The sequence below is a fragment of the Pseudarthrobacter sp. NKDBFgelt genome (genome assembly GCF_046097905.1).
Classification (GTDB): Bacteria; Actinomycetota; Actinomycetes; order Actinomycetales; family Micrococcaceae; genus Arthrobacter; species Arthrobacter polychromogenes.
Genome location: NZ_JBJURL010000128.1, coordinates 1 through 5769 on the forward strand (window position 1 = coordinate 1; position 5769 = coordinate 5769).

The window sequence follows — 5769 nt, forward strand, 5'->3', positions numbered from 1 at the left end:
GGCCGCTGCCGGCGCGGTGGACATTCCCGCTGTTGCCGGCGTCCTGGAGAGGGTGGTTGATCCCGTCATGGGCGGCGGCCGGCCAGTGGGCAAGATCCGGCTCGGCCCGGCGGTCTCGGCGCTTCTGGACTAGGTGCTTCCGGGCTGGGACTCCTGGACTAAACGTGTCACACGTGCTGGTCCACGATGACCGGGTTGCCGTCCGGATCAATAACAATGAAGCTCGCCGGTCCGGTTGTTCCTTCCTCCGCTTCGCTGGCGAAACTGACACCTTGGCCCTGCAGTTCCCGCTGGAGGTCACGGACATCCGTGAAGGACTCCAGCGGCCGGGCGTCCTGGTCCCAGCCGGGGTTGAAGGTCAGGGCGTTCCTCTCCAGCATTCCCTGGAAAAGTCCCACCACCGCCTGGCCGTTTTTCAGGATCAGCCAGTTCTGCGCGATGTCACCGGCAAAACGCGTGAACCCAAGTTTTTCGTAGAAAGCCGTAGAAGCGGCGATGTCCTTGACGTTGAGGCTTACTGAGAAAGCGCCGAGCTGCACGGGCCGTTCCCCTCCCTTGTGACGAGTGCTACCGATCGTACTCCCCCACCCAATTCCTTACTGCTAAGCATCCGCGGTACTCTGGTTGCCTTTGCCGCTGCATCACCACGAAAGGGGACCCGAAGAATGGCTGTAGCCCGTCGCCGGATCGACCTGAAGGAAGGCGCCGCAGCGGTGGAGGCGTGGCGCAAAGCCGCCGGACCGTCGTCGGACGTTCCTGTCCCGCGGACCATCCTGGCAACGGCGGTGCGCTACACGCTTGAGGAAGTCACTGCGCGGGCGCCGGGAAATTCGGTGGAGGTGCGGGTGCCGCCGTTCGGCGTCACCCAGTGTGTGGAAGGCCCGCGGCACACGCGCGGCACGCCGCCCAATGTCATTGAGTGCGACGCCGCCACCTGGCTCGCGATGGTGACCGGCCAGTTGGGATGGGCGGACGCGGTGGCCGCGCACAAGGTTGCCGCCTCCGGCCTCCGCGCGGACCTTTCGGCGCTGCTCCCGCTCTAACCCCAGAGTTTTTGTCCAGATATGCAGGCTTCCGGACCGCGCAACCCTGCATATCTGGACAAAAACTCACCGCTGCCATCCCTGCTTCCGCAATGCCTGCCGGACGCGCGACACCACCCACTCCGGGCCGCGTTGCATATCGATCCGGTTGATCTTCACCTGCCGCCAGCCTGCTTCGAAGACCCGCTGATCCCGGTAGGAGTCCAGGGCCTGCTGTTCCGGCAAGAGATGGTGCAGGCCCTCGTACTCCAGGCAGGTCCGGAACCGGGCGCAGCCAAGATCCGTCCATACGGGCCTTCCCAGGGCATCATCCACCCGGCAGTTTGGGGAAAACTCGGGAAGGCCGGCATCGTCCAGCATCAGGCGCAGTTTCGTTTCCGGCGGCGAGTCGACGCCGACGCGCAGCTGTTCAAGTGCTTCCCTGGTTTTGCGGATGCCATGGATCCCGTTGGCGCCCGCCACGAAGGTGCGCAGTTCGGGCAGCGGAAGCATCGGGCGCTTCGGCTCTCCGAAAGTCCTGGAGTGTTCGCTGACAATGGCGTCGCCCGCAACGATAAGGTCCTCCAACGGCAGGACCGAGCCGAGATCCACCCAGGTCCGGGCCACCGAGGTCAGCCTCAACCCGTCAATATCGATGAGGTCGCCGTCGCGGACTTTCAGCCGGTGCCCGGCGATTCCCGTCCGCCGCGGAAGCGTCCCACCCCCGCGCCTGGCAAGATGCAGGAAACGGCCGGGCTCGCGGAAATGCGCACCTGATTTCTTCCCCCAGGGAGGAGGTTCGACGAAGGCAGTCACCGGGCCGCCGTCGTCTGGCCGGAACTCAGCCCACGGCGGAAGCGGAAGCCCGAGGATCTCGGCAGCGGTAGTAAGGCTCCCGAAGGTCTCGGGATCCAGCCTGGTATGGGAGCGGACAAGGGCGGCCAGATCCGGAGGGCTCGATTTCGGCACCCGGATCCCCCTGCTCGGCCGGTGCAGGTCCCCGGCAGCGAGCCTGCTCCGGCTCAGGCCGGAGTATCCAGCCTCACCTTTGCCGAACGGCCGGTCTCCAAAATCTTCCGGGAGGGGCGACAATCTGCTCATGCTTCATTGAGTCACGCGAATCCGGGCTTCAGACAGTTATCCACAGCCCGCACCCGCTCCTACGGAGTTTTTGTCCAGATATGCAGACTTCCGATGCCTGGAACCCTGCATATGTGGACAAAAACTCGGGGGTTATGGGTGAGCCGGGGGTCAGCCGCGGCCGATGAAGGGCATCCCTGCGGCGGTGATCACCACAGACCCGATGCTGGCTGACGGCGGCATGTTGGCCATCATCAGGACCGCCCGCGCGGCGTCCTCCACGGGGAAGGTCGGCTCCACCCGGCGGCTGCCGTCTGCCTGGAGTGCCCCAGCGCCCACGCCGATGGTGTCCATGATGTCCGTCGCCGTGTTGCCGATGTCGATCTGGCCGCACGTAATCCCAAAGCCCCGCCCGTCCAGCTCAATGCTTTTGGTCAGGCCGGTCATGGCGTGCTTGGTAACGGCATAGGCCACCGTCCGGGGCCGGGGCGAGTGCGCGGAGATGGAGCCGTTGTTGATGATCCGCCCGCCCTGCGGGTCCTGCGCCTTCATGGCCCGGACCGCGGCGGCGGCGCACAGCATGGAACCCGTCAGGTTGACCGCGAGGGTGGCGTTCCAGTCCTCCAGCGAAATCTCATCCACGCTGGCCGCCGGACCGAACACTCCGGCGTTATTGAACAGCAGGTCCACCCGGCCCCACCGCCGGCGGACGGCGTCGAAAAGATGCTCGACGTCGTCCTGCCGGGTGACGTCGCAAGGCGCCACCAGCGCTTCGGGGTGGTCGTCCGCCGTCTCCTTTAGCTGCGATTCCCGGCGGCCCGCCAGCGCTACCCGGTATCCGGCGGCCAGCATCTGCCGGGCCACCTCCCGCCCGATGCCGGAACCTGCTCCGGTAACGACGGCAACCCGCGCGGCGGGAGGGGTACTGTTCACGCTGTTCTCCTTGGGATGTGGTGCTAGAGGGCGGCCGGCACGCCTGTGCTGTTCAAAGGCCAGCCTATGACGGTCTTGGGCCGCGGCGCAGCGTAGGTCCGCACCTTGGAGGTGGACAGGCGCATGCGGACCAGGGACTCGGCGATGGCCACGGCGGAGGCCACTCCGTCCACCACGGGCACTCCGGCACGCTGCCTGATCTGCTCGTCCAGCCCCGCCATGCCCCCGCAACCGAGCACAATCACCTCGGCCTTGTCCTGGCTGACGGCCAAGATTGCCTGGTTGATAATGGCTTCCACGGCGCGCTCCGGTTCCTCCTCAAGTTCAAGGACGGCCATGCCGCTGGCACGGACGGAGGCGCAGCGCGCATCGAGCCCTGCGAGCTTGAGCCGGTCCTCGATGAGCGGAACGGTCCGGTCCAGGGTGGTGACTACCGAGTACTTGTGGCCCAGGAACATGGCGGTGCTGGCGGCGGCCTCGGTGATGTCCACCACCGGGACGTCCAGGAGCTCCTGCAGCCCTTCCCGCCCGTGTTCGCCATAGCCGGCCTGCACCACGGCGTCGAACGGCTCCTGGTAGGAAGTGACGGCGTCCATCACGGCGATGGCGGCCAGGTAGCTTTCGAAGTTCCCTTCGCAGGAGTCGGCCCCGAACCGGGGTGTGATTCCCACGATCTCCGTGCCGGGTGCCGCGATGCTGCGTGCCGAAGCGGCGATGGAATCCGTCATGGACTGGGTGGTGTTGACGTTCGCAACGAGTATGCGCATCAGGGGATCCTTAGTGTTTGCTGGCGACGGCGATGGCCTCGCCGTCGCGGTCTTCGAGCCGCTGCGAGCGGTCCGCGATGAAGAAGTACACAACGGCTGCGATGCCGGCGGCGAAGAACCAGGCGAACGGTGCTGCCGCCGCCAGCGCCGGGACGAAGGCGATGAGGAGCGCCAGGACGGCCGCCGGCACCATGGCGATGATGGCCCTGGGGTTGACGCCGTTCTTGTAGTAGTAGGCACCTTCCGGCGATGCGGTGTACAGCTCGGGGACATTGACCTTGCCACGGCGGATCAGCCAGTAATCAGCCATGACGACGCCGAACAGGGGGCCGAGCAGGGCGCCGAGGCCGCCCAGGAAGTACACGATCACCAGCGGGTTGTTGTACAGGTTCCACGGCAGGATCACCAGGCCGATGACGGCGCTGACGAAGGCAGCCTTGCGGAAGTCCAGGTGTTTGGGGAACAGGTTGGTGAGGGCATAGACCGGAGCCACGAAGTTGGCCATGAGGTTGACCGCGATGGTCAGAATCAGCAAGGCCAGGCAGGCAAGGACCAGGAAGAGGGTGTTGGGGATGGTCTGGACGATGTCCGAGGGGCTCTCGATGATGGTGCCGTTGATCTTGAATTGCCCTCCCGCCATCACAACGACGATGGCGCCGAACACGAGCATGTTGATGGGAATGCCCCAGAAGTTTCCGCGGACCACGGCCTTCTTGGAGACGGCGGAGCGGGTGAAGTCGCAGAAATTCAGGACGAACGTGCCGTAGATGGAGACCCAGAGGGCGCCGCCGGCGAAGATGGTTAGCCACATTTCCGGCCCTTCGAGGGCGTTGTCCGAGGACCAGGCGATTGCGCCGCCCGCTTCCATGAAGATCCAGACGGCGATGGCGGCCATGGTGACCAGGATGATGGGGCCGGCAAAGGCCTCGTACTTGCGGATCATCTCCATACCGAAGCTCACGATGACCAGCTGGACAATCCAGAGGATGACGAAGGCGATCCACCCCAGGGTGGACAGCCCCAGGATGGAGTCCTTGTCCAGTGCTCCAAGGCCCGGGAACATGGCCACGAGCATCACGCGGAAGACGACGGATGCGAGGTAGGTCTGGATGCCGAACCACGCGACGGCAACGGCGCCGCGGAGGAGGCTGGCGATCTGGGCGCCGCGGATGCCGAAGCTGATCCTGCTCATCACCGGGAAGGGGACGCCGGTCTTAACACCCATGAATCCGGAGAGATTCAGGAGGCCGAAGAGCAGGGCAGCTCCGATGCCGAGTGCCAGCAGGATCTGCCAGCCGCCCAGTCCCAAGGCGAACAGTCCGATGGCGAAGGCGTAGTTGCCGAGGCTGTGGACATCGTTGGCCCAGAGGGTGAAGATGCTGTAGCCGGACCAGCTCCGGCCGGCGCGTTTGGTGGGGGCAAGATCGACGTTGTAAAGGGTGGGGCTGATGGCCTGGCCTGAAGCTGCGCTGGCTGATTCACAAAGAGCTTCGACGCCTGTGGCGGAGTGGGCTGAAGAGTCTGACGGCGTTGTCAGGTCAGGAGCCTTTTCGACGCCGACCGGTGGAGGGGTCTGCATGGGGATCTCCGGTTCTTGAAGGATTCGCAGTGGTGAGCGCTGGTCTGGAGGACCGGTTCTGTTATTCCACATTGCGAAAAGTAGATATTGCTAAGTGGAATAAGAGTATGACCTGGGTCACCCTATGGTCAAGGAGCCGCAGGGGTGGCAACGGTCACAATCGGTTGGCAGGCGACGGTTCGCCGCACGGGAAGTGCCGGCGTCGATTGTGCTTGACCCAGTTTCCATGGAGTAGCTAATCTCGTATGGCAATACTGTTTTCTCACAATACGAAAACATTGGCCCAGCATTCAAAGACGAAAAGAGGCTGCCGTGGCTGCAGGAGAAGATACCTCCCATATCCTCAGCGGGTTGACTAACCAGCTGCCTGATCGTGATCCGGAAGAGA

At 64.5% G+C, this 5769-nt stretch carries 6 protein-coding genes and 1 pseudogene; 2 read left to right on the forward strand and 5 right to left on the reverse strand.

Features of this window, described 5'->3' with window-relative positions:
* Nucleotides 1-133, forward strand: a pseudogene (locus ACKAE7_RS20230) (asparaginase); the annotation flags it as partial.
* Nucleotides 134-167: 34 nt separating this feature from the next.
* Here the strand turns inward: ACKAE7_RS20230 and ACKAE7_RS20235 are convergent.
* Nucleotides 168-539 carry a VOC family protein gene (locus tag ACKAE7_RS20235; protein ID WP_188813049.1) on the reverse strand — a complete coding sequence of 124 codons (372 nt, stop codon included), beginning with the start codon at nt 537-539 and terminating at the stop codon, nt 168-170.
* Nucleotides 540-665: 126 nt separating this feature from the next.
* On the opposite strand from ACKAE7_RS20235, the gene ACKAE7_RS20240 reads away from it, so the two are divergent.
* On the forward strand, nt 666-1043 hold the full coding sequence (locus tag ACKAE7_RS20240; protein WP_408980130.1) for a sterol carrier family protein: 378 nt from the start codon (nt 666-668) through the stop codon (nt 1041-1043).
* 66 nt (nt 1044-1109) lie between these two features.
* Here the strand turns inward: ACKAE7_RS20240 and ACKAE7_RS20245 are convergent, their stop codons facing one another.
* The 4 genes from ACKAE7_RS20245 to ACKAE7_RS20260 all read right to left on the reverse strand — a co-directional run bounded on the left by ACKAE7_RS20245 (nt 1110) and on the right by ACKAE7_RS20260 (nt 5381).
* On the reverse strand, nt 1110-2123 hold the full coding sequence (locus ACKAE7_RS20245) for a hypothetical protein (protein WP_408980131.1): 1014 nt from the start codon (nt 2121-2123) through the stop codon (nt 1110-1112).
* 150 nt (nt 2124-2273) lie between these two features.
* Nucleotides 2274-3035: an SDR family oxidoreductase gene (locus ACKAE7_RS20250; protein WP_408980132.1), complete on the reverse strand. Its 762-nt coding sequence runs from the start codon at nt 3033-3035 to the stop codon at nt 2274-2276.
* 23 nt (nt 3036-3058) lie between these two features.
* Entirely contained in the window at nt 3059-3802 is a 744-nt protein-coding gene (locus ACKAE7_RS20255) for an aspartate/glutamate racemase family protein (RefSeq protein ID WP_188813043.1), read from the reverse strand.
* Nucleotides 3803-3812: 10 nt separating this feature from the next.
* Nucleotides 3813-5381, reverse strand: coding sequence for an NCS1 family nucleobase:cation symporter-1 (locus tag ACKAE7_RS20260; RefSeq protein WP_190614748.1), 1569 nt, complete (start codon nt 5379-5381; stop codon nt 3813-3815).
* Between the last annotated feature and the right edge of the window lie 388 nt (nt 5382-5769).

Coding starts and splice junctions, on each gene's coding strand:
- ACKAE7_RS20260 (WP_190614748.1), bottom strand. CDS start 5,381: ATGCAGACCCCTCCACCGGTCGGCGTCGAAAAGGCTCCTGACCTGACA.
- ACKAE7_RS20255 (WP_188813043.1), bottom strand. CDS start 3,802: ATGCGCATACTCGTTGCGAACGTCAACACCACCCAGTCCATGACGGAT.
- ACKAE7_RS20240 (WP_408980130.1), top strand. CDS start 666: ATGGCTGTAGCCCGTCGCCGGATCGACCTGAAGGAAGGCGCCGCAGCG.
- ACKAE7_RS20245 (WP_408980131.1), bottom strand. CDS start 2,123: ATGAGCAGATTGTCGCCCCTCCCGGAAGATTTTGGAGACCGGCCGTTC.